Genomic DNA, 23,608 nt, shown 5'->3' with positions numbered 1-23,608 from the left:
AAAACCTCCCACAAAATGATTTGCAGGAGGTTTCTTCATCAATATTCTTCTTTTTCAAGTTTGCGATCGCGCCCCATTAGGCGGTCAACGGCAATCTGAGGGTCTTCTTTTTCAAATAGGACTTGGTAGATTGCTTCTGTGATTGGCATGTCAATAGCAAGCTTTTTCGCCCATTGGTGGACCGCTTTGGCTGTTCGCACACCTTCAACGACCATTCCCATATTTTCAAGAACGCGTTCTAAGCTCTCGCCTTTACCAAGCATATTACCAGCACGCCAGTTTCTCGAATGCACGCTTGTACACGTAACAATCAAATCACCAATACCAGTTAGTCCATAAAACGTCTGTGGATCAGCGCCAGCCGTTACGCCCAGTCGCGTAATCTCAGCCATACCGCGCGTCATAAGTGCCGCCTTAGCATTATCACCATAACCGAGGCCATCTGTGATACCAGCGCCAAGTGCGATAATATTTTTCAAAGCGCCGCCAATTTCAGCTCCAATCACGTCTTCATTTGTATAAATCCGCAAATTGTTGTTTAAAAAAGCATCTTGAACAATTTCGGCCGCTACTAAATCTTTGCAACTCGCACAAAGCGTTGTCGGATGGTGCCGGACAACCTCTTCGGCGTGGCTAGGACCAGATAAAACAACAAGGGCAGAACGTTTCTCAGGTGCAATTTCTTCCTCAATCACCTGCGTCATCCGCAAGTTCGTATCAGGCTCGATACCTTTACTCACGTGCACAAGCAATGTCGGCTCTTTTAAGGCGTCATTTAGTTGACTACAAACAATCCTCATAGCGCTCGTTGGAATCGCAATAACGACCATCTCTGCACCAGCTAAGGCCTCCTCCAATACGAGAGTTGCCCGCATCTTCGGTGAAAGCGTCATATCAGGAAGATAATGTTGATTGGTATGCTTTGTATTCAGTTCCTCAACCACTTCTGCGTGATTTCCCCAAATAACAACATCATGCCCATTTTCAATCAAAACTAGTGCCAATCCAGTGCCCCAACTTCCAGCACCAAGAACAGCAATCTTTTGTTTTCTCGCCATTAAATCGTCACTCCTTCACATCATCATTTATAGAACACTAATCCTATAATTTCAAGTAGGATGTACACGCTGATTTACACAAATCGAGCGAAAGCGTTTGTATTCAACCAATTTGGCGGAAGCCGGAAGCGGAGCATACTAGTGTATGTGAGAACCGGAAGTCCGCTAAATTGGTTGAATGCGAGCGCTTGTCGCCGATTTACTTGGTGTAAACAACAACACTTTTACTTTCTTTGGCGTGCTATTAGGCGAATTGGCGTACCATCGAACGGGAAGGCTTCGCGAATTCGGTTTTCTAGGAAACGTTCGTAAGAGAAATGCATCATTTCTGGTTCGTTTACAAAGACTACAAATGTTGGTGGTCTAACCGCAACTTGTGTCGTGTAGTAGATTTTCAGACGTTTGCCTTTATCCATTGGTGATGGGTTCATCGCAACGGCATCCATGATAACATCGTTCAACAAACTTGATTGTACGCGTAACGAATGGTTGTTGCTGATATCATTAATCATTGGGAAAAGATTGGTCAAGCGTTGTTTCGTTACTGCTGACACGAATACAATCGGTGCATAGGACAAGAACAAGAACTGCTCACGAATATCTTGAATAAACGCGTTCATTGTTTTCTCGTCTTTTTCGATGGCATCCCATTTGTTCACTACAACTAAAATTCCGCGCCCTGCTTCATGTGCATAGCCCGCAATCCGCTTATCTTGCTCGCGAATTCCTTCTTCCGCATTTAGCACAACTAAAACAACGTCGCTTCGTTCAATCGCTCGCATCGCACGTAGTACACTATATTTTTCTGTCGATTCATAGACTTTCCCACGCTTACGCATACCAGCCGTATCAATCATGACATACTCTTGCCCTTCAAATTCATAAGGCGTATCAATCGCATCACGCGTCGTTCCAGCAACATCCGAAACAATCACGCGTTGCTCGCCTAATAAAGCATTTAAAATAGACGATTTCCCAACATTAGGACGGCCGATAAGCGAGAATTTGATAACATTTTCATCGTATTCTTCTTCGTCAAGTTCTGGGAATTTCTTAAAGACTTCATCTAGTAAATCTCCAAGTCCCAAACCATGTGATCCCGAAATTGGGAAAGGTTCGCCGAATCCAAGTGAATAGAAATCATAAATCTGATCGCGCATCTCTGGATTATCGACTTTATTAATCGCTAAAACAATCGGTTTTTTAGATCGATACAAAATTTTGGCCACTTGCTCATCGGCATCAGTTACGCCTTCACGACCATTTGTAATAAAAATGATAACATCTGCTTCATCAATCGCGATCTCTGCCTGCGCCTTGATTTGCGCTAAGAATGGCTCGTCTCCTAAATCGATTCCACCTGTATCAATAATATTAAAATCACGTCCAAGCCAATCAGCCGAATTATAAATCCGGTCCCGCGTGACACCTGGAATATCTTCCACAATCGAGACACGTTCGCCGACGATGCGGTTGAAAATAGTGGATTTGCCGACGTTCGGACGACCGACAATTGCTACTACTGGTTTAACCATTATTTCACCTTCTTTTTCTTTAAATTACTTCAGACTTTCTTTAGTTTAACAGTAAACACGCCTAGTATCAACTTAAATTTCACAAATAAAAAGCGAGGAGCCAGTAACACGTAAACAATACGTGATACTAGCTTCCCGCTCTGGCGGATACTTAATCGCTTATTTATCGTCTGTTGTTTTTAAATTCTTTAATTTGTCACCGATTAAATCACCAAGTTGGAATCCAGTGTTTTCTTCTGGCAACTCATAATCAGCAACCTCAGCAGGCGCTTCTGTCAACTCTTTAATACTAAGTGACAAGCGTTTGTCTACTTCATTCACATCCAGAACTTTCACTTCAATTTCTTGACCCTCTTTTAGTACTTCTTGAGGTGTACCAATATGTTGATGTGAAATTTGAGAAATGTGGACTAGTCCTTCGACACCTGGGAAAATTTCAACAAAGGCACCGAATGTTACAAGGCGCGCTACTTTTCCTTTTAAAACAGAGCCAACAGGTGCTTTTTCAGAGATATCATCCCAAGGACCTGGTTGCGTTTCTTTAATCGATAAAGAAATACGTTCGTTTGCTGGATCTACACCGATAACTTTTACAGTCACGGTTTGTCCTTCTTCTAAAACATCAGATGGTGATGCAATATGTTGGTAAGAGATTTGAGAAATGTGAACCAAACCATCAATGCCGTTCATATCAACAAAAGCGCCAAAACTAGTTAAGCGTTGAACGGTACCTTCGACAACATCGCCTTCTTTAATTTCATTCAAACGTTCTTGTTTCTTGCCAGATTTTTCAGCTTCGACAACAGCACGATGCGATAAAATCACACGGTTGTTCTCCGGCTCAAATTCTACCACTTTAAACGTCAATGTTTGATCTTTGTAAGATGCGAAATCTTCTACAAAATGATCCTCTACAAGTGATGCTGGCACGAATGCGCGCACGCCAAGATCTACTACTAGGCCGCCTTTTACAACATCATTAACGACTGCTTCAAATACTTCACCAGATTCGAATTTCGCTTTAATATCATCGACAGATTGAAGCGCGTCTACTTTACGTTTAGACAATACCAATACATCGTCTTCTACTTTCAAAACGATTAGGTCTAACGTATCGCCAACACTCGCAGCATCAGATGCTTGCTCAATATGAACATTAGATAATTCACTGATTGGGACAACACCATCTAGTTTGGAATCAGGAATACCAACGTAAACCTGTTTATCCTCTACACTAGTAACAGTACCAGTGACTTTGTCGCCTTCTTCAAAATTTCTAACTTCTACATCATTTAATTCTTCAGACATGCATAGCCCTCCTCTAAAAACGTTTATCGTAAGCTAGGATTCCCCAAGATTGACTGTTCCAAGAATAAGTAAGCGCAAAAAAGCGATGAAATAAGCATGAATACGACTTCAATCTAAATGGGTTTTCAAAAATCCTATTAACGAGATAAATTCTCTCTCTACTAACTTCCTACAAATACGTTCATTTGTCAAGTTTTTTAGGTCGAATTCACGTGATTTTTCTTACTAAAATAAAAATAAATTGTAAATCTAGACTTCTATTAAAATGGTATAGACTTACTCGGCGATTTTTTCTTCCGCTAATTGGTGAATCATAGTCGCTACTTCCGCAATCGTCATCGATGTTGTATCAAGTTCAATTGCATCGTCCGCCTTCTGTAATGGGGAATGTTCCCTCGTATAATCGAGATGATCGCGTTCTTCTATCTCTTTTTTCAATTGCTCCAAATTGCTTGGGAATCCTTTAGAAACATTCTCTTTGTATCGACGTTCTGCACGTTCATCCACGCTTGCTAGTAAAAATATTTTCAACTCCGCATGTGGTAACACCGCCGTACCAATGTCACGCCCGTCCATCACAATACCACCTTCTGTCGCAAAAACTTGTTGGCGTTTCTGCAACTCTTCTCGAACAACAGGATGAGCCGCAACCTCGGATACGTTTGCAGTTACTTCCAACGAACGAATAACCTCCGTTACATTTTCTGCCCCGATAAATACTTGCTGTACTTCCCCTGGTTCAAAGCGAATCGATGCTTCCTCCAGCATTTTGCCGAGCGCCGCTTCATCATTTAGTGGTACCTTTTGCGAAACCGCAGCATAGGTAACAGCGCGGTACATCGCCCCTGTATCGATGTAAATATAGTGCAATTCCTTCGCGACAATTTTTGCCACCGTACTTTTTCCCGCGGCGGCAGGTCCATCAATCGCGATACAAATCTTTTTACTCATTTTATGGTTCGACTCCTTCGTCTTATCTGAAATTAGTTTGGCAAATTTCTTCTTCCGCGGCAATTAAAACCGCCAATTTCATGCGCGCCTTTTTACTGTCATAATCTTTTCCAAGAATGACGCCTTTTTTATAGAGATCATACGTGCTACCCTCGTAATCGTAGGTAGTATAAACATTGCCTTCTTCAGCGCTTGTCGATATAACAATTGGAATTCCCGCTGAGAGTGCGCGCTCAATCGCCGGCATCATTTTAGGCGCCACTTGCCCACGTCCAACACCTTCCAATACAATACCATCCGCACCAGCTTCACGTGCCGCGTCGATGAATAGACCATCCGCTTCCAAGTAACATTTCACGATGTAAACAGATGGCATCCCCCGTTTAATAGGATAGGACTCATGCTCCACAGGCTTCTGGTATAGAAAAACTTGGTCATTGTCGATAATGCCTAAATAGCCAAATCCAAACGCGCCAAATCCTTGAATATTAGATGCATGTACTTTTTTTACATAGCGCGCCGCAAAAATACGTTCATTAAAAACGACCACTGTCCCTGTATCGCGTAATTCCTTCACGCTCGCTGTATAAATGGCATGCCGAATATTAATATAAGCATCTGTTCCAGCCTCACCTGGTGCCCTTTGCGATCCCGTCACGACAACCGGTCTAGCGTCACTAATCGCCAAATCAAGAAAATAAGCCGTCTCCTCCAGCGAATCCGTTCCATGCGTCACGACAATCCCATCGTATGTATCATCCTCAAAAACTTGCATCACCAAGTCCTTTAGCGACAATAAATCTTGAAACGTAATGTGCATCGATGGTAACTGAAACGTCGAAAAAATGTCAATCTGAATTTCTGCGGGCAGCTCGCAAAGCGCTGCTAACTCTTGCCCCGAAAGTTCTCCCGAAGCCAATCGCCCCGACTCCGTCTTCGTACTCGCAATCGTTCCACCAGTCGTAATCAAAGCTACTTTTGCCAAAAAACACACCTTGCTTCCCAGAAAAAAATCGAGAAAAACGGTTCATTGTCATTCTCGATTTTTCTTATTTTTTTCATATGCTTATTGCGGAATCTTAAGCACCGTTCCAATTGGCACATTATCATTCGTTATGCCATTCGCTTGCTTAATTTTTGCGACATTCGCGGCCACGTTTGTATTACCGTATGCTTGGCGCGCAATTTTGTATAGCGTATCGCCAGCTGCAACCGTATGGGATGATGCTGCCTCATTTGCTGCTTTTTCTGCGGCATCTTTTTCTTTTTGTCTCGCCTCAGCAGCTAACCGATCTTCCTCTGCTTGTTTTGCAGCTGCGGCTTCTTCTTGCTTACGTGTTTCTTCGGCTTTGGCGGCTGCAATACGATCTTGCTCTGCTTTTTCAGCCGCTGCTTTTTGAGCCTCTTCTTCCTTCGCTGCTGCCTCTTCCGCTTGTTGTTTCTCTAACGCTGCCTTTTTGTCCGCTTCTTCTTTAGCTTTTGCATCTGCTGCGGCTTTTTCTTTTGCTTCTTTTATTTTTTCTTCATTGCTCGCGATATTCACTTCTTTAGGCTTTGTCGTCTCCGTTTGAGCATTTTCCGTCGTCACTTTGTCCTCACTATTAGAGCCAAAATTAAGCACGAACAAATACACACCTAAACACACAATCGGAATAAGCAAAAAGAAAATAATTAATAAATTCAATATTGGATAGCGGAAAATAGCTTTCTTTGATTTATTAGCGCGTCTGCTTTGGGAGCGTGATGGGATCGAATCAATATAATCATCATCGTACTCTTCACCTAATTGTTTAAACTCTTGATCGTCTTCTCTACCTGTGTTTTCGTCTTCTTTCTTAACCACGCGCGACCCCTCCTTCATTCTGATATCTATTTCTCATATCTAACGCACCAATAAAATTGAACACGATATGAAACATTATTACGGCAATTAAATTCTGATTACTAATTTGAAATAGTCCTGCAATAATTATACTAGTTATTATAACATTGAACAACAGATATACTTTATTTAAATATCGAAAATGCACAAGCACGAATAAAATAACACTTGCCCAAAAACCGAAATAAACTTGGATGATCCCACGAAAAATAAATTCTTCCGTGATACCAATCAAACAACAAAGCAAAAAAATATCTAGCGGTTTTCGGTGCTTAAAAATAAGCCGATTCATCCCACCATCATCTGTTAAGCGTTCTGGCAACAAGCGATCCAACCAAATATTGAGACCGCTAAGCACACATGCCAAAGCAATGCCTAGGAAAACAAAAAACCAATCGAAGCTCAATCGCCCCATCCAATTTAAAATACCAGTACTGATAAAGATAATACCAATTCCAAGTAAAATTAACAACCCATTTTGCAATAAAAAAACACGTGTTATTTCTTTGTTGGACATATTTTTCATTATCTCAACCGAATTCGCCATATGTCCTCCTCATTTCAGTAAGTACTCCAGATATTTCTGCCAATCTTGTTGCTCCTCAATCACCACGTTTTCCCCTTCGAAATCAGAATGATCCACACCACAAATATCACAACAATTAGAAACGGACTCCTGTTTTGCCTCTTCCTCAAAATAATGACGAACAAACTGGCGCCTGCACGTAATCCCTTTTATAAAATTCAAAAAGGTGTAGAGATTTTCACGTTTCCAGCGCTTACGAAACTGGATTTTCTCTTTGATCTGGTTCGGTGTCAAACCAAGCTCCCGGTAAAATTCCAAAAAACGTCGCTCTGTTACTGGTAATTGCTCCGTTAAAGCCGGGCTCAAATGCACCAACTCTTCCTCAGGCAAATCACGATCCTGTAATTGAAGCTGGATCGCCTCATCCCCGTCCGCGTAGAGTAAAATCGCAATACTCCGTGCGCCATCTCGCCCAGCACGACCAATTTCCTGCAAATACGCTTCCAGATCTCCCGGCATATGAAAATGAATCACATAGCGAATATCGCCTTTATCGATGCCCATTCCAAACGCACTGGTCGCACAAATAAGGTGAAGCTGATTCTGAATAAACTGTTGCTGAATCGTCACACGGTCCTCGCCACTCATATCCCCATGATAAAAAGCCGTACGCAACCCGTGCTGTTCCGCAATCCCATACGCATACCGCTCCGCCAATTTTTTACTAGAAAAATAAATGATGCCAGGTCCTTTTAGCAAACCCGTCCATTTCAAAAGCTGCGCCTGTTTCTCAAGCCTCGAATCCAATTTTTGCACATCCAGCGCGATATTCGGTCGATCCACCGAATGAATCACATCTACACACGCCGTTAGACGCAACTGTCTTTTAATATCTGCTCGCACTTTTTTCGTTGCTGTTGCCGTCAAAACGAGCGTCACCGGGGAGCCAAGTTCCTCCCTAACCGTGCCTAGTTCCAAATAATCCGGCCTGAAATCATGACCCCACTGCGAAATACAGTGCGCCTCATCGACAACAAAAAGTCCAATCGTTAGACGCTGAATTGCCATCCGAATCTGCCTATTAGCAAGCATTTCCGGAGAAACAAAAATAAATTTATAGGCCGATAAATCCTCAAGCGCGCGCTGTTTCTCTTGCAAACTCAAAAAGCTATTTAGCGCAACGACTCGTTTTTCTCCGTTAGCCCGCATCCGTTCTACCTGATCTTGCATCAATGATAAAAGCGGCGACACGATAAGCACCGTACCATCTAGCAAATATCCCGACAATTGGTAACACACCGTTTTCCCAGTCCCTGTTGGAAGCATCGCAAAACAATCTTTCCCATCCAGTACATGCGTCACGACTTCCCGCTGACCAACTCTAAAATCACGAAACCCTAAAAAGCGCTCTAATTCTTGCTCTAACTGCATATGACGCCACTCCTTCTAGCAATCAATGCTAGCCTAATTTGGAAATAATCTAATGCCGGAAAAGCCTGTTTGATATCCTTTAACGATCGCCATTGCCGTTGCGAGATTGCCGCAATCATCTCACTATCCACCCAAGAAATCACATTAAATCCCGGAATCGTCGCCGCAATTTCGACAATATGATCTTGAATCGTACTTTCCTTCAAACGCCTGATTGCCGCCATGTTCTCAAACAACACGCCCTGTTCCGCAAGCTGCCACGTTTTTCGGGCCGAACTCGTCAACCCTTGCGTGGCATCTGGCATTAGACCATATAAAAGCGGAAAATCATCCATCATACGAGCAAACAACTGATGCAAGCCGTTCAGCCACTCAAAATAATATTTCCAAGGCGACAATTCTAATTCCGCGGCCACTTGAAGTGCCGTCTTACCGATATAATCACCACCAGAAAAACGCGGTACATAAAGCGCTCCATCCACCTGTTGCAACCACTGTTCCAGCTCTACATAAAAACGCCCGCGCACCGCATCTTTTGTCTCTCCCGCCAAATGTTCCGCCAACCACCATTTCACTACAATTTGCGCCTGCTCATCCCGAACAATAGGTAAATAATGCTTCTGTCCATGCTTAAAATTACTAAAAACCTGAATCGCCAATAATAACCTTTCAAAAAAAGCGTTCGTCCGATTCTGATATAAAAACCCGTCTATGTACGGAAAGCGCGTCTTAAAGGGGTGCTCGATTTCTGTCAATAACGCCACACCATCTTCCGTAATTCCTAGCAAACCGTTCTCCTCCATCCGCTTTAACCTTGCGTCAAAATTCAACTGCCGGAGCGTTGGCACACAAGCAAATAAAGGGGTCGCTTCAAACAAATGCGAATCCTGCACAGCCTGTCCCGTACGTTTTCCCGTCGCAACCGCGAATAAAAAAGCTGGTTTTCGTTTCAATGGAAAAGAAGCAATAATCGCCAACAAATAATGATCTAATTCATCCAATCCAACCAGCTCCTTCCCGTTCTTTTCATCTATTCTAACACGAAAACATTTGTTCGACATCCCTATTTCCCAAAAAACTTTTTTACCCCTTATTTAAACACAACTGTACAGAATCTCCAAATGGTTCTATAATAACAGAAAGAACCATTACACGACGAAATTAGGAGGTGTCAAAACTATGAAATATACTATTGTTGATCAATCTACCTGCATCGCATGCGGTGCCTGTTCCATCCACGCTCCCGATATTTTCGACTACAACGACGAAGGGCTAGCCTACAATACACTTGACGATAACCACGGCACCCATCCCATTCCACTGAAATTAGAAAACGACGCGATAGACGCCGAACAAGCCTGCCCATCCCTATCCATAAAAATAGCGGACCACCCATTTCAAGGCGACCCGCTAAAATTTGAATCCTAATTATATCGAAAAGCATTATACAATGCCTTGATTCTTTTTATCTTTCTTCACTTTTAATTTAACAATCGTATTTTTCAAAATCCACGATCTCATTCTACCGTATACTAGAATAAATACAGCTCCCACAACGATACCTTTTAATAAATTGAACGGTACAATCGCTGTCGTGACAAGCGCTGCAATATTCGTTCCAGCTGGCAAACCACCAACCGTGATATAAAACGGCAATAGGATAAAATAGTTAAACAACGACATCATCACCGTCATCGTCACCGTTCCAACCCCAGCACCTAAAATCATTGCTTTTGTCGAGCGTGTATAGCGGAAAACATAGTAAATTGGTAACACGAAACAAATACCAGATAAGAAATTCGCTAGTTCCCCAATTGGAACCCCAACAAAACTCCCTGTTACTAAATACTCCAACACATTCTTCACAAACTCAATCAATACAATCGCGAGCGGTCCGAATAATAAGCCGCCAATAATAGCAGGAATATCACTGAAATCCAATTTTAAAAATGGTGCACTCGGCAATAACGGAAACTGGATTAACATGATGACAAACGCCACCGCTCCCAATACTGCAATACTTACAAACGCCTTTAAAGAATACTTCTTCATCAAAATCACTTCTCCTTAGATGTTCATCCTAAGAATCTGCGGTTTCCCTTTATTCCTACGCACACAAACACGAAAAAAATCCCCCAAAAAAATATTCGAGGGATGGTATGTGAAAATCCAAACAAGCATAGTATATTCAAATAAGACTCTAGAAAACCACACCAAAAAACACCGTAGCTTAAAAACGTCCAATCCAAATAGACCATAACTAGCCAATTTTTCAAGTAAGTGCGCCAAAAGTAAGCGAACCAACATCTCCTCCCATCCAGACTATACTGTCGGTTTTGGAATTACACCAAATCAACCATCTCAAAAAGAAACAGTTCGTGGACTTTAACCACCGGTCGGGAATTACACCCTGCCCCGAAGATGAACTATATTTTATTGTATTACGTACGTTATTGTACCATAAGCAAAGCCTTCATGCAAAACCGCTTGCTTACCCCCATGGAATCTCCGTCGAAAGAGCAGCCGCAAGTTCCCGACTTTGTGTCAAGCGTTTCTTTCTTGCCAAACTACGTTCTTGTGCATCACGGCTGATCATTTTTTCCTCATCTGACTGCGCGACAACCGTTGGGACTTCTACTGTTTTGCCATTATCATCAATCGCGACAAACGTCAGGAAAGAAGTAGCCGCCAAATAACGATCGCCATTTTTCAGGTTTTCCGCAATTACTTTCACGAAAATTTCCATCGATGAACGACCCGTTGAAGCCACATAAGACTCCAAGCATACCGAATGATCATTTTTAATGGGTTGCAAGAAATCGACCGAATCCGTGGAAGCCGTCACAATACCCGTCCGGCAATGACGAGAAGCGCTGATAGAGGCTGTATCATCAATATACGTCATCAAACGCCCACCAAATAGCGTATTATGATTATTTGTATCAGATGGAAACACCCGACTTGTCTTAATTACCAATGAATCTTTACAAAATTTTTGCATGCGTTCTGTCAATTTCATCAAACTCCTTTATATATCCGTAGAAAGCGGCAACGTGACAATAAATGTGGAACCAATGCCAAGATGACTTTCTACTGTTATTTTACCATTGTGCGCTTCGACGATATTTTTTACAATTGATAAGCCTATTCCCGTCCCCGTTTTCCCACGAGTACGCGCCTTGTCCGCTTTATAAAACCGCTCAAACAAGAATGGAATATCCGCCTCAGGAATGCCGCTTCCGTTATCGATAATCTTGATCACAAGCTCATCCGCATGAAAATCTGCCGTTTCATGCACTTCCACAACACCTTCGTAATCCTCTCGACCTGTGTGGCGAATGGCATTCATGATTAAATTCACCAACACCTGCTCCATTCGATCTGGGTCAAACGTATACTCTAAATCATGATCATCTACTACCATTTGTAATTTCACATTGTTTTCCTTCGCCAATACTTCAAAATTAGAAACAACCTTATCTAGGAATGGCTCGACCGGCAAGCGTTGTTTATCCAACTGCTCAAAACCTGCTTCCATCCGAGCTAAATCTAGCATATCATTAACAAGGCGGCCAATTCGCAGCGACTCATCATAAATAATCTGTGCAAATTCGCGCACCTCTTCATCCGTCTGGGCCACACCATCAATAATCGCCTCACTGTACCCTTGAAGCATCGAAATCGGCGTACGCAACTCATGCGACACATTGTTCACAAAATCCGTTTTCATCTTCTCTAGGCGCTTCTCCTCCGTCATATCCCGGATTACCGTCACGATACTCCGAATATCATCCCCATTATAAAGCAATGTCAAAATGGCGACATAGGTTTGGTCACCAAATACAATCTCACCAACCTGCTCCTCACGCGTTTCCAAAATATTCGTCAGCATCAAGTCTAAATTAGGCGGTATAAGCACTTTATCCTCATTTTCCGTCGAGAAGAACCAATCGTGTAAAAACTGCTCTGCCGGCGGGTTACTCAAAATAATCGTCTTATCAATATTAAACTTAATAACCCCATCCGCCATCCCAACTAAAATATTAGATAGCTGTTCCTTCTCTTGCCTTAACGCGCTAATATTATATTTCAGTTGTTGCGCCATTTTGTTAAACGCAATCCCTAAATCCCCAATTTCATCATGCGTATAGGTTGGCACCCTGTTGTCAAAATTCCCCTTCGAAACAGCAATCGCGATCTTCTTCATTTCCCTGAGTGGATACGCCATGCGTGACGATAAAATAAACGACAATACCGAGGTAACTAAAACCGCCATAATACCAGATATAAGCAATGTTTTCGTCACTTGTCCCGTTAATTTCAAAATATCTTCATAAGACCTGTAGACATAGACCGTACTAATATTTCCATCCAATGTCTTAAAACGCTGGGCGCCCATATGTACCGTTTCCCCATTACTCTCACCATAGAAATTATATTTTTCGAGGATAAATTTACCCTCAGATAAGTGCTCATTCATTTTCTCATCTTCAAACAAATGATTATATGCTTCACTCTCTAAATGCATCGATGTTTGTTTGGAAGCAGCCACTTTCCCATCCTGCTCTACGATAACGCCTACAGATTTATCCAATAAATGAAAGGCAGACTCCAGCGAATCGAAGCTGATTCCCCCTTCGATTAAATTCCCGACATTTTCGGTCGTTGTTTCGATTCCACCAGTGATTTGCTCTGTATTTTTGTCTTCGTAAATGATCGCAATAAAGAATCCGGTTGCAACTAGAACTCCCGTTAGTAAAAGAATAATCGTACCCCAAATTTTCCCTACGATACTATGCCAAAATCTCATTGTCACCAGCCCTTTAATCCGAATTTCAAGCATCCCGTTGCTTGCTGTTCCCTCAGAAATTTACAATATACCAAGAAATAGATAGGCATTGTTAAACCTATCTATTCCTATATAGCTTATTTTACTCTGTTTCTGTCACTTCAAACTTGTAGCCTAAGCCCCAGACGGTCACAATCATTTTAGCTGCTTCCTCTGAAACATCGAACAGCTTCTCACGGAGACGTTTGACATGCGTATCAATCGTCCGCAAATCTCCAAAAAATTCATAACGCCAAACTTCTTTTAATAACGATTCACGATCAAACACTTTATCTGGTGATTTCGCTAAGTAATATAGTAAATCATATTCTTTAGGTGTCAAATTGATTTCTTGGCCTTCCACAATAACTCTATGCGCCTCATTATCAATTTTTAAGTGTGGGAAAGTAATAATATCACCTGGTACGCTCGTTGCAACAGGTTGGCTATGTTGTTGCGCGCGTCTTAGAACAGCTTTGACACGTAGGACAACTTCACGTGGGCTAAACGGTTTCACGATATAATCGTCTGCACCGACTTCAAATCCTTGCACCCGATTTGCTTCCTCGCCTTTCGCTGTCAACATAACAACCGGAGTCGCTTTATATTCACGCAATTCACGACAAACCTCAATGCCGTCTTTTCCTGGCATCATTAAATCAAGCAAAATGACATCATAACTATTATCAATTGCGAGCTGTAACGCTTGATCTCCATCACTAGCTTCTTCAATTTTATAATTCTCACGTTCAAGATACATCTTAAGTAAACGCCTGATCCGGTCTTCGTCATCCACAACGAGAATTTTAACTTGCTCACTCATAGGTAATCATCCCCTTACTCGTTTCTCTAAAAAAGGAAACTTATTTCGGTATGTATTCATTTTCCCTAGTCTTTCGTACCTTTTTATTGTCATTTTGTTCACAACTTTACTATAGCACACACAACTCCAAATTAAAAAAAGAAAGCTACTATCTTGGACAAATTATACATGCTTTTTTTTATTTTAGCTATTTTTAAGCCTTAGTTTGTGAAAAACAATGAATACTTTGCATAAAACGGCAACAAAAAACTAGGGATAAAGACACACATTCCCTAGATTTTCATTGAAAAAGTAATATTATCTGTTATTCTCTACGGCAGCTGTATTTTCCCTGAACTCTAAGCTATTCATTTGAAAACTACTTCTTGTCACCAAACTGAGTCAATGCCTTCAATCGCTTCACTTCATGATGCGTCAACTCTCTGCGTTCCCCTGCATTCAACCCTTTTAAATCAAGAAAAGCGTATGCTTCACGCGATAATTTCTGAACTGGATGTCCAATTGTGTCAAACATCTTACGGACTTGGCGATTACGCCCTTCATGAATGACAACCTCAATGATTGCTTTTTCTTTCTTCTTATCAAAAGTCTGCAAACGGACTTTCGCCTTCGCCGTCTTGCGTCCTTCAATCATGACGCCGTTTTCTAATTTGCGCAAGGCTTCTTTTGACGGGATGCCCTTCACGCGCGCGATGTATTTCTTTTCAACCTCATATTTTGGATGCATTAATTGATTGGCAAAATCGCCATCATTCGTCATCAGAAGCAAGCCAGAAGTATCGTAATCTAGACGTCCAACTGGATATAACCGTTCTGGAATGTCCACGAAAAAGTCAGAGACAACGCGTCGTTTCTTATCATCCGATACAGCGGACATGACACTACGCGGCTTATACAACAGGAAATAGCGTTTCACTTCTTGCGTTAGCTCGATGCCGTTTACCTCAATTTTATCTGAGTTTCCGACCTTAAGACCTAACTCTCGAACTACTTTTCCGTTAACCTTTACTTTTCCTTCTTCAATCATCACTTCGGCTTTTCTACGCGACGTGATTCCTGCATTTGCAATTACTTTTTGTAACCGTTCCATCTTGCACCTCTTTTTAGCTATTCACTAATTATTGTACTATCTATCCTATTTCCCACCAAAACGATCGAAAAATAAGTCCATCTCATCTTGAATCATTTCCTCAGAATCAATGTTCTCCATCGATGGTAAGTCATCTAAATTCTTCAATCCGAAGCAATCCAAAAATTCGGATGTCGTCACATACAGTTTAGCACGACCAGCACCCTCTACGCGACCTTTATCCATTATCAAGCCCTTCGCAATCAGCGTATGAATCGGACCATCCGTTTTCACACCACGAATATCATCAATTTCCATCCGCGTAATTGGCTGGCGATAGGCAACAATCGCTAACGTTTCAAGCGATGCCTGAGAAAGCGTCGTGTTGCCAGGTACTTCGACTAATTTCCGTAAATACGTCGCATGCTCTTTTTTCGTTGCTAGCTGAAACGTCCCTGCGAGCTCTAACAGAACAATACCACGTTCTGCCGATTTTGCATAGTTATCACTGAGCGTTTCCAACAAATTCAGCGCTTCAATATGACTGATTTCCATGACCTCTGTCAGTTGTTTCGTGCTCAGACCTTCATCCCCCGCAGCAAAAAGCAAGCTCTCAAGGATTCCTAATTTTTTACTCACAGCTCTTCTTCACCTCTACTAAAAACATATAACGTTGCAAAACTACCTGACTGCTCCACACTGATTTGGCGGCGTTTCATCAATTCTAACACGGCCAAAAATGTCACAATTAGGTCATCCTTTGTCACCGCATCGAACAAATCCTCAAATACAACCCGACCCCGCGCAACTTCAATCCTGTCCATCACATCATTCATTCGCTGATCAATCGAAATTTCCTGCTTTGTGATGCGCGTATGAAGCGGCTGACTCAATTTTTTACGGCGGAGCATCTTATGAAAAGCCCCTAACATATCATTGAGCGACACGTCTAAATTCGCCTGTTTACCTGACGTATCGTATTCTCCCAGATCCATCGGCGCCTTCCCAAAATAAAAATTGCGTTCCGATTCCTTTTCTTTCAATTGTTTCGCGGCATCTTTAAAACGCTTGTATTCCATCAATTTCTCCACTAATTCATCACGCGGATCGACAGAATCATCGAATTCAAAGTCAACCTCAAGCTCTTGCTTAGGCAACAACATTTTACTTTTAATCGCCAAAAGTGTCGCCGCCATCACGAGGTATTCGCTAGCAACATCTAGCTCCATCTCTTTCATTAAATGAATATATTCCAAATATTGATCGGTAATATCCGCCATTGGGATATCATAAATATCAATTTCCAGTTGTTGAATCAGTTGCAGAAGCAAATCAAGCGGTCCTTCAAATGCCTCTACCTTAAAATTAATTCCTGTCATAGAAAACCCACCTTAATGAAGCGGTAAATCCAGTTGTACCAGATTTTCGTAACTTTCTCGTGCGACAACCAACCTATCTTCCCCATTCTCCACGAAAACAACCGCTGCACGAGGAATCCGATTGTAATTGTTCGCCATGGAATAACCATAAGCACCTGTACAAAAAACTGCCAGCACCTCACCAGCATCCGATTTTGGAAGTGGTAAATCCCAAATTAGCATATCGCCAGACTCACAACATTTTCCAGCAATAGATACCGTCTCACCTGGTTCTTCTAACGGACGTTCCGCGATGACAGCATCATATTTCGCCTCATATAAAGAAGGTCTAATATTATCTGACATTCCGCCATCCACAGCCACATAACTACGAATCTCCGGCACCTCTTTGCGCGAACCAATCGTATAAAGCGTCGTGCCCGCCTCACCAACAAGCGAACGACCTGGCTCAATCCAAATTTCTGGCATATCCAAATTATTCGCCATCGCAACCTCACGCACATCCGCAATAATTTCGCGCACATACTGAGCTGGTGGCAACGGTTGATCATCCGCCGTATAGCGCACCCCAAACCCACCACCGAGATTAAGCACGTCCGCATGAAAACCAAGCGTATCACGCCAAGCAACCAGTTGCTCCATAATCCGATGTGCCGCCAATTTAAAACCAGTTGTCTCAAAAATTTGCGACCCAATATGACAATGAAGCCCAATTAAATGGAAAACATCGATTGCCAGCACGCGCTTAATCGCATCCTCCGCCTGGCCATTAGTTAAACCAAATCCAAATTTAGAATCATCTTGCCCGGTCAAAATATAATCATGCGTATGCGCCTCGATCCCCGGCGTTACGCGAATCAAAACAGACACAGAAGCCGCTTTTTCACGCAAAATTTCTGCTAATAGTTCAATCTCATAAAAATTATCGATTACGATACAACCAATCCCATAGTCAATCGCCATTTCCATCTCTTGTCTCGTTTTATTGTTCCCATGAAAATGAATCCGCTCCGCCGGAAATCCAGCTTGCATCGCCGTATATAATTCGCCACCAGAAACAACGTCAAGCGACAAACCCTCTTCATGCATTAATTGATAAATCGCAATCGCCGAAAAAGCCTTACTCGCATAAGCAACCTGCGCTTTTACACCGAGCTCCTCAAACGTTTTCTTAAAACCACGGGCACGCTCTTTGATCAACGCAACGTCATATACATAAAGCGGTGTGCCGTATTTTTGCGCCAGCTTCAAAGTGTCCACCCCTCCAATTTCTAGATGTCCAACTTCATTCACTCGCATAGTCCCAAATGATTCAAACGCCACGTCAATCCCACCTTTGCTTGATTAATCACACCTTACCCTCTGACGCCGACAAATGCTTCCTCCCTAGATAAAAATGCGTACCGACACGAAAACGAAACAGCATTTTTAACAACGGTAATGAGCGCTTATCTGTGCGCAGAAGATATAAAAGTTCTTTTATATAGTAGCATACAAGCATGTTACAGAACAATAGCCAATATCACGTTTCCCAATTCTTTTAGATTTAGGGTGATTTTTATGTACTACCAAAAAGGAGCCTGATGCCCAATTTGTAAGTGTTGCACCAGACTCCGTTCTTATTTTTATTTTATATTTCCAACGAGCGCTTTCACATATGTTAGGAACGTTTCTTTCACCTGCTCCGTTGTTTCAATAACCTCTTCGTGACTTAGCGGCTGATCGAGAATTCCTGCCGCCATGTTCGTAATGCACGAAATGCCGAGGCAACGCAGGCCACAATGATTCGCAACGATAACCTCAGAAACAGTTGACATACCAACCGCATCCGCGCCAAGCGTACGCATCATTCGAATTTCCGCAGGCGTTTCGTATGTTGGTCCAGTAAATCCTGCGTAAATACCTTCGCGAACTTCTATTTCCAAATCTTGCGCTAGCAATCGTGCTTGTTCCCGCAAATCTAAACGATACGCATCAGACATATCCGGGAAGCGCGGCCCGAAATGCTCATCATTTTGCCCAATTAGCGGGCTTGTTCCAGTGAAATTAATATGATCTGAAATCAGCATCAAATCCCCAGCATGGAACAATTCATTCACACCACCAGCCGCATTTGTTACGATTAAAATTTCAACGCCCAGTTCCTTCATAACACGAACAGGAAACGTCACATCTTGCATCGAATAGCCTTCGTAGAAATGGAATCTTCCTTGCATCGCAACCACTTCTTGTTGTTCGAGCTTCCCAAAAACAAATTGGCCTGCATGACCTTCCACCGTAGAAACTGGAAAATACGGCACATCATTGTATTTAATCACAGTTGGCTCTGTAATTTCATCCGCCAAAACGCCCAATCCCGACCCTAAAATAAGTCCAATTCTCGGTTTACCGCTATATGTTTCCTTAATTTTTTTGACCGCTTCCATAACCTTTGTATAATTCATTTTCAAAATCGCTCCTTTTTCATTATCAAAACTTAAGCACGTGGATGATACTGCTTGTAAACATCCTTTAAACGAGCCTTCGTAACATGTGTATAAATCTGCGTCGTTGAAATATCTGCGTGACCTAATAACTCCTGAACAGAACGTAAATCCGCCCCATTTTCCAGCAGATGCGTCGCAAAGGAATGACGCAAAGTATGCGGTGTAATCGGTTTATCAATCCCAGCCTTAGCCGCAATCTGCTTCAAATTCTTCCAAAAACCTTGTCGTGTCATGCCGCGTCCATGATGATTCAAAAATACAAAATCATTACGCTCGGACACCCGTCGCAATTTCGGACGTCCGAATTCCAAATAGCGCTCCAAAACCGTTGTCGCTGTTTTGCCAAGCGGAATAATACGCTCTTTATCCCCTTTTCCAATCGTCTGAATAAAGCCCATCTGCAAATGCAAATCGTCCATCTGGAGCCTGACCAACTCCGTCACCCGAAGCCCAGTCGCATACAAGACCTCCAACATTGCCTGGTCTCGCATCCCCAGCGGATTCGCCCCATTCGGCGCCTCCAGCAACTTCTCCACATCATTCAGATTCAAAATTTTTGGCAAAGCCTGCGCCTGTTTCGGCGTCTCAATTTGAATCATCGGATCCCGGTCCGCTAATTTTTCATGCAGCAGAAAATGAAAAAAAGAACGCAATGAGGCAATGTAGCGCGCAATCGTTCTCGGTGATTTTCCCTCTAATTTAGCATAAGCCATAAAGCTCACAATATGTATCCGTTCTACGTCGCGAATCGCCACCGCTTCCTGCTCTTCCTCCAAATAACGCGCAAAATAACGCAGATCCCGTTCATAGGCAACCAACGTATTCGCCGACAAACCCTTCTCAACCTGCAAAAAATGTAAAAAATCGAGTATCAAATCATTCATAAGTAATCTCCTCAAATGGTGTTCCCAAGCTACTGAATCCGTGTACACCGTCCCGATATCACTTGCCAACCATGTTCGACATCTTTCCGCCAAACCCTCGTGTACACCAATCGATCTGTAAACGTTTCTCCATCAGCAATACCCGCAAGTACCACTTCAGAAACCGTGACCACATTCCCGCCAACGACACGCTTATCCTGCGCCACAATATCCAGTTGATGCAACTGAAAAAGCTTCTGCCCGTGCGCCTCTAAATCATCCTGCTTCGTCACTTTTTGACCGAGGTGATCCACAAAAACAAGCTCATCCGCTAGCAACCTATCTAAACTAGAAACATCACTTGCCAACATTGCCCTACGCAACGCTTCCTCCCGCAAAACAACTTCCTTCCAATCCAAAATCAGACGCCTCCTGCCCTGCCACACCAGTATACCAAAAACCGCACCATTACGAAAGCAAAAACGAAATACTTCGACCGATACTCCTTGTTTCTAAAGTTCGCATGTCCACCGCCGAACCCCAGCAGGCCGACAAATGCTCAGATCCTAGGCAAAAGCGAGCACCGTAGCGGAATGTACTAAAATACATGAGCAACGGAGCACAGCTTTTAACAACGGAGGTGAGCGTTTGTCGGCCTGCTGGGCGATTTATTCGGCTTTTTTGATGTTACTTTTGCACACCGTACAGATGCCTTGAAATGTTAGGCGGTGATCCTTCACAAGAAAGTCCCACTTCTGTTCTACAATTTTCTCAACATCATCTAAAAGATCCTCTTGAATTTCCTCGACAGAGCCGCATTCTAAACATACCAAGTGATGGTGGAAATGCTTAGCGCCTTCTTTACGAAGATCATAACGTGCCACGCCGTCTCCAAAATTAATTTTGTCAACCACGCGTAGTTCGGTCAAAAGTTCCAGCGTACGATAAACTGTTGCCAATCCAATATCTGGCGAAATATCTTTGACGCGTAAATAAACATCCTCCGCGCTTAGATGGTCTTTCTCATTCTCTAATAAAATGCGAACGGTTGCTTCGCGTTGTGGTGTTAATTTATAACTTGCTTCATGCAATTGTGATTTAATCCGTTGAATACGGCCTTCCATTTTATGCCCTCCCTCGGGAACAAACAATCATTCTCAATTAGTAGTTTATAATAATTCTAAATAAAAATCAAGTCTACTTACTCACTCTTTATCTTGCTAAAACAATTGGAGTAAGTGGTTTTTATATCTATTCAAAGATAGCATAAAAGTTTTGAAAAGTCTATCCAGATTATCAATTACAATGAATGAAAGCCACTTCTTTAGAATCATTATCATTTAGTTTTAGCAAGTAAGTACAAGAAATATGGTGCCCCAATTACCGCGACAACAATGCCTGCGAAAATTTCTGATGGCTGCACAATAATACGCCCTATTGTATCTGCAACAAGAAGCAAAAGTGCGCCAATAAGGGCCGAAATCGGTAATACCCATTTATGTCCACTACCAACGAGCCTTCTCGCAATATGTGGACCGATTAAGCCTATAAAAGCAATGCCACCACTGACAGAGACGCAAGCCGCCGCTAAAGCCACCGCTACAATGAGCAGAATGATTTTTTCTTTTTCCGTTTTCACACCTAATCCTGTTGCTACTTGATCGCCAAAACCTAGAATATCCAGTGTTTTTATTTTGAACATCGCCACCGTCACCAAAACAATAAGCCACGGAAGTAGCGCAAAGACATATTGCCAATTACTGGCCCAAATATTTCCTGCAAGCCATTCTGCAACAACTTGATAATTTTCAGGGTCAAGACGAATCGTTAAGAGCGTCATCAAGGCAGCTACTGCAGCTGAAACCGCCACACCTGTTAATACGAGTCGATTTGGCAATAAACCTTCTTGCCGACTATAGGATAAACCATACACAACAAACGCCGTTAGAATAGCGCCTGTGAAACCAACTAAAGGCATGAACATCACTGGCACGTCTAGCGTTGATGGAAAATAGGAAATGTAGAGCATAACTGCCAACCCAGCACCATTATTTATTCCCAATATCCCTGGATCTGCCAAACTATTTTGCGAAACGGCTTGTAACAAGGCGCCTGAAATCGCTAGTCCTGCACCAACAAGGACGGCAACGATGATACGCGGTAATCGAAACTGCGAAATAATCAATGTATCTTGTGGTGAGCCTTGTCCGAATAAAGTTTTGATAACATCTATAAATGGAATTTTCGAAAACCCTGCGTTGACACTGTAAATGAACGTACCTACGAGTAAAATAGCGAGTAAAATCAATATGAGCCAACGTTTTCGCGCGACTTTTTGTTCCGTTGCCGTTCCCATCATCACAGACTCCTCCTTTCTTTACGCGCCACATAAAGGAAGAAAGGTACACCAATAAGGGCAAAAATAACACTAATCGGCGTTTCATACGGCGGATTCACCATCCGTGCGCCTATATCCGCATATAGCGTCAACAGCGCACCAATAATAGCTGAACACGGAATAATCCAACGATAATCTACACCAACCATATAACGAACCAGATGCGGCACAATCAAACCGATAAATCCGACTGGACCGACAACAGAAACAGCAAGGCCTGCCAAAATCAACACGACAAACATCGATAATAATTTGGTCCGCGTTGTATTTTGCCCGAGTCCAATTGCAATGTCATCGCCAAGGCTCAGAATCGTCACTGACTTGCTGAGTAATATTGCCGCAATCAACGCACCAATGAGCCACGGCCATACGACTACAATTTGCGACCATTTCACGCCAGCGACACCGCCAGCAAACCAAAACGCTAAATCTTGGCTCAGTTTAAAATAAATGGCAATTCCTTCACTTAACGCCGTCAATAAAGACGCTACAGCAGCCCCAGCCAAAACAAGTCGCGTCGGTGACAAACCGCCTTTTACAAGCGCACTCACACCAAAAACAAGGAGGCAACCAAGCGCCGCACCAAGGAAAGAAAAGAAAATCAAATAATTGTAGCTAAGGCCTGGTAAAAAAGCGAAACATACTGCAATCATAAATGCTGATCCCGCATTGAGCCCTAGCAAACCACTATCGGCAAGCGGGTTTCGCGTCATGCCCTGCATCACAGCACCAGCAACCGCGAACGCCGCGCCGACCATCATATCTGCAAGCACACGAGGAATGCGCAACTCCCAAATAATTTGATGTGTCGTTAAACTCTTATTGTAATGAAATAACGCGTCCCATACCGTCGCTAAATCGATATCTGCCGCACCAACAGCGATACCGATAAAAGCAGAAACGATAAGTAGCGCAACGCCAGCCGTCAAAATCACGGTAGCCATTGCCGGTCGCGTTTTTAATTGGGAAAGTTCCTTTGTTTTCATCGTACCCTGATCCCCTCGTAATATGTATCGATTCGGTGAGAGGAGGAGGCTTTCAACCAGCCTCTGCCATCTCGCACGAATCGTT

The 23,608-nt window shown here is 42.7% G+C and carries 24 protein-coding genes and 1 riboswitch; of the genes, 1 reads left to right on the top strand and 23 read right to left on the bottom strand.

What is annotated here, in order from left to right:
* Positions 1 to 38: 38 nt before the first annotated feature.
* The 9 genes from HPK16_RS01270 to HPK16_RS01230 form a co-directional block, all read right to left on the bottom strand.
* Complete coding sequence (locus HPK16_RS01270) at positions 39 to 1,058, bottom strand: NAD(P)H-dependent glycerol-3-phosphate dehydrogenase (RefSeq protein WP_181675196.1); 1,020 nt, start codon at positions 1,056 to 1,058, stop codon at positions 39 to 41.
* A gap of 224 nt (positions 1,059 to 1,282) precedes the next feature.
* Complete coding sequence (gene der / locus HPK16_RS01265; protein ID WP_181675195.1) at positions 1,283 to 2,593, bottom strand: ribosome biogenesis GTPase Der; 1,311 nt, start codon at positions 2,591 to 2,593, stop codon at positions 1,283 to 1,285.
* A gap of 159 nt (positions 2,594 to 2,752) precedes the next feature.
* Positions 2,753 to 3,901, bottom strand: coding sequence for a 30S ribosomal protein S1 (gene rpsA, locus HPK16_RS01260; protein WP_181675194.1), 1,149 nt, complete (start codon positions 3,899 to 3,901; stop codon positions 2,753 to 2,755).
* Positions 3,902 to 4,177: 276 nt separating this feature from the next.
* Positions 4,178 to 4,852 (bottom strand): (d)CMP kinase, encoded by a 675-nt coding sequence (gene cmk, locus HPK16_RS01255; RefSeq protein WP_181675193.1) that lies wholly within the window; start codon positions 4,850 to 4,852, stop codon positions 4,178 to 4,180.
* Between the two features lie 22 nt (positions 4,853 to 4,874).
* A complete protein-coding gene (locus tag HPK16_RS01250) occupies positions 4,875 to 5,837 on the bottom strand; it encodes an asparaginase (RefSeq protein WP_181675192.1) in 963 nt (320 codons plus the stop codon).
* A gap of 81 nt (positions 5,838 to 5,918) precedes the next feature.
* Positions 5,919 to 6,695 (bottom strand): LysM peptidoglycan-binding domain-containing protein, encoded by a 777-nt coding sequence (locus tag HPK16_RS01245; protein ID WP_343064789.1) that lies wholly within the window; start codon positions 6,693 to 6,695, stop codon positions 5,919 to 5,921.
* On the bottom strand, positions 6,688 to 7,281 hold the full coding sequence (locus tag HPK16_RS01240; RefSeq protein WP_181675190.1) for a CPBP family intramembrane glutamic endopeptidase: 594 nt from the start codon (positions 7,279 to 7,281) through the stop codon (positions 6,688 to 6,690). Before HPK16_RS01240 ends, HPK16_RS01245 begins: the two co-directional genes overlap by 8 nt.
* Before the next feature lie 9 nt (positions 7,282 to 7,290).
* Positions 7,291 to 8,691, bottom strand: coding sequence for a RecQ family ATP-dependent DNA helicase (locus HPK16_RS01235; protein ID WP_181675189.1), 1,401 nt, complete (start codon positions 8,689 to 8,691; stop codon positions 7,291 to 7,293).
* Positions 8,682 to 9,692, bottom strand: a complete 1,011-nt coding sequence (locus tag HPK16_RS01230) for a YpbB family protein (protein ID WP_181675188.1) — start codon at positions 9,690 to 9,692, stop codon at positions 8,682 to 8,684. Before HPK16_RS01230 ends, HPK16_RS01235 begins: the two co-directional genes overlap by 10 nt.
* A gap of 178 nt (positions 9,693 to 9,870) precedes the next feature.
* Here HPK16_RS01230 and HPK16_RS01225 point away from each other — a divergent pair, with 178 nt between their 5' ends.
* Entirely contained in the window at positions 9,871 to 10,119 is a 249-nt protein-coding gene (locus HPK16_RS01225; RefSeq protein WP_181675187.1) for a ferredoxin, read from the top strand.
* 15 nt (positions 10,120 to 10,134) lie between these two features.
* Here HPK16_RS01225 and HPK16_RS01220 read toward each other — a convergent pair whose 3' ends face one another.
* The 14 genes from HPK16_RS01220 to HPK16_RS01155 all read right to left on the bottom strand — a co-directional run bounded on the left by HPK16_RS01220 (position 10,135) and on the right by HPK16_RS01155 (position 23,523).
* Positions 10,135 to 10,743: an ECF transporter S component gene (locus HPK16_RS01220; protein WP_181675186.1), complete on the bottom strand. Its 609-nt coding sequence runs from the start codon at positions 10,741 to 10,743 to the stop codon at positions 10,135 to 10,137.
* 249 nt (positions 10,744 to 10,992) lie between these two features.
* Positions 10,993 to 11,118: riboswitch (FMN riboswitch) on the bottom strand.
* Between the two features lie 64 nt (positions 11,119 to 11,182).
* Entirely contained in the window at positions 11,183 to 11,692 is a 510-nt protein-coding gene (locus HPK16_RS01215) for an acyl-CoA thioesterase (RefSeq protein WP_425487907.1), read from the bottom strand.
* A 27-nt stretch (positions 11,693 to 11,719) separates the two neighbouring features.
* Positions 11,720 to 13,501: a HAMP domain-containing sensor histidine kinase gene (locus HPK16_RS01210; RefSeq protein ID WP_181675184.1), complete on the bottom strand. Its 1,782-nt coding sequence runs from the start codon at positions 13,499 to 13,501 to the stop codon at positions 11,720 to 11,722.
* A 121-nt stretch (positions 13,502 to 13,622) separates the two neighbouring features.
* Positions 13,623 to 14,342, bottom strand: coding sequence for a response regulator transcription factor (locus HPK16_RS01205; RefSeq protein WP_036078261.1), 720 nt, complete (start codon positions 14,340 to 14,342; stop codon positions 13,623 to 13,625).
* Between the two features lie 358 nt (positions 14,343 to 14,700).
* Entirely contained in the window at positions 14,701 to 15,432 is a 732-nt protein-coding gene (locus HPK16_RS01200; RefSeq protein WP_181675183.1) for a pseudouridine synthase, read from the bottom strand.
* Between the two features lie 45 nt (positions 15,433 to 15,477).
* On the bottom strand, positions 15,478 to 16,050 hold the full coding sequence (gene scpB, locus HPK16_RS01195; protein ID WP_343064788.1) for an SMC-Scp complex subunit ScpB: 573 nt from the start codon (positions 16,048 to 16,050) through the stop codon (positions 15,478 to 15,480).
* Positions 16,047 to 16,790: a segregation/condensation protein A gene (locus tag HPK16_RS01190; protein ID WP_181675182.1), complete on the bottom strand. Its 744-nt coding sequence runs from the start codon at positions 16,788 to 16,790 to the stop codon at positions 16,047 to 16,049. The genes scpB and HPK16_RS01190 overlap by 4 nt, the downstream gene beginning before the upstream one ends.
* A 12-nt stretch (positions 16,791 to 16,802) precedes the next feature.
* Positions 16,803 to 18,113, bottom strand: coding sequence for a diaminopimelate decarboxylase (gene lysA, locus HPK16_RS01185; protein ID WP_181675181.1), 1,311 nt, complete (start codon positions 18,111 to 18,113; stop codon positions 16,803 to 16,805).
* 302 nt (positions 18,114 to 18,415) lie between these two features.
* Positions 18,416 to 19,234 (bottom strand): purine-nucleoside phosphorylase, encoded by an 819-nt coding sequence (locus tag HPK16_RS01180; protein WP_181675180.1) that lies wholly within the window; start codon positions 19,232 to 19,234, stop codon positions 18,416 to 18,418.
* 32 nt (positions 19,235 to 19,266) lie between these two features.
* Positions 19,267 to 20,160 (bottom strand): site-specific tyrosine recombinase XerD, encoded by an 894-nt coding sequence (gene xerD, locus HPK16_RS01175; protein ID WP_181675179.1) that lies wholly within the window; start codon positions 20,158 to 20,160, stop codon positions 19,267 to 19,269.
* Positions 20,161 to 20,189: 29 nt separating this feature from the next.
* The gene (locus tag HPK16_RS01170; RefSeq protein ID WP_181675178.1) at positions 20,190 to 20,558 is read right to left on the bottom strand and encodes a nuclear transport factor 2 family protein; all 369 of its coding nucleotides are present in this window, start codon (positions 20,556 to 20,558) and stop codon (positions 20,190 to 20,192) included.
* A 249-nt stretch (positions 20,559 to 20,807) separates the two neighbouring features.
* Positions 20,808 to 21,263 carry a ferric iron uptake transcriptional regulator gene (gene fur, locus HPK16_RS01165; RefSeq protein ID WP_036093626.1) on the bottom strand — a complete coding sequence of 152 codons (456 nt, stop codon included), beginning with the start codon at positions 21,261 to 21,263 and terminating at the stop codon, positions 20,808 to 20,810.
* Between the two features lie 212 nt (positions 21,264 to 21,475).
* Positions 21,476 to 22,498, bottom strand: a complete 1,023-nt coding sequence (locus HPK16_RS01160) for a FecCD family ABC transporter permease (protein WP_425487904.1) — start codon at positions 22,496 to 22,498, stop codon at positions 21,476 to 21,478.
* Positions 22,498 to 23,523, bottom strand: a complete 1,026-nt coding sequence (locus HPK16_RS01155) for a FecCD family ABC transporter permease (protein ID WP_181675176.1) — start codon at positions 23,521 to 23,523, stop codon at positions 22,498 to 22,500. Before HPK16_RS01155 ends, HPK16_RS01160 begins: the two co-directional genes overlap by 1 nt.
* Between the last annotated feature and the right edge of the window lie 85 nt (positions 23,524 to 23,608).

The sequence above is a fragment of the Paenilisteria rustica genome, from assembly GCF_013820765.1.
GTDB lineage: Bacteria > Bacillota > Bacilli > Lactobacillales > Listeriaceae > Listeria_A > Listeria_A rustica.
This window is presented reverse-complemented; position numbering and strand designations above follow the sequence as displayed.